Raw genomic sequence first — 672 nt, 5'->3', positions numbered from 1 at the left:
ACCAACGACGCCGACGCGCTGATCGCGCTGGCCCCCGACTGCGTGGTCTACGCGGCCAGCGGTCCCGACCGCGATGGCGCGGCCGTGCCCGACTACGTGCGCCTGCTGACCGCAGGCATCAACGTGGTCTCGACGTCGTCGACGAGCCTGGTGTACCCGCCGTCCTACTTCGCGCCGAACTGGCGGGACGAACTGGACGCGGCGGCCAAAACGGGCCACGCGTCGTTCTACGCGTCGGGCATCTTCCCCGGGTTCGCCTCCGACCAACTCGCGCTGCTCATGACGACCCAGTCCAAGAGCATCCGCCGGATCACGGCCAGCGAGGTGGCGCTCAACGATCACTACCCGGTGGCCGACGTGATGATGGACGGGATGGGCTTTGGCCGGCCGCTGGACTTCGAGCCGATGCTCAAGACACCCGGGTTCATCGAAATGGCTTGGAAGGCACCGATTCACCTCATGGCCGAGGGGCTCGGCGCCGAGGTGGAGGAGATACGGGGTTCGCTCGACCGTGAGCTCACCTACCGGGACATTGAGGTGGCCTTCGGCACCGTGCAGGCCGGCACCTGCGGCGCCGTGCGGACCCGCGCCGCGGGAGTGGTGAATGGCCGCGAGGCCATCGTGATCGAGCACGTCATCCGAATGGCCCGCGACGTCGCACCCGATTGGCCC

1 pseudogene is annotated in these 672 nt (G+C 68.5%); it reads left to right on the top strand.

Annotated elements, in window-relative coordinates:
* Positions 1 to 672: pseudogene (locus A5708_RS13245) on the top strand (dihydrodipicolinate reductase); the annotation flags it as partial.

The organism is Mycobacterium colombiense (assembly GCF_001672755.1).
GTDB classification, from domain to species: domain Bacteria; phylum Actinomycetota; class Actinomycetes; order Mycobacteriales; family Mycobacteriaceae; genus Mycobacterium; species Mycobacterium colombiense_C.
The sequence above is the reverse complement of the archived record's forward strand: the minus strand, read 5'-3'. Positions and strand labels throughout refer to the sequence as shown.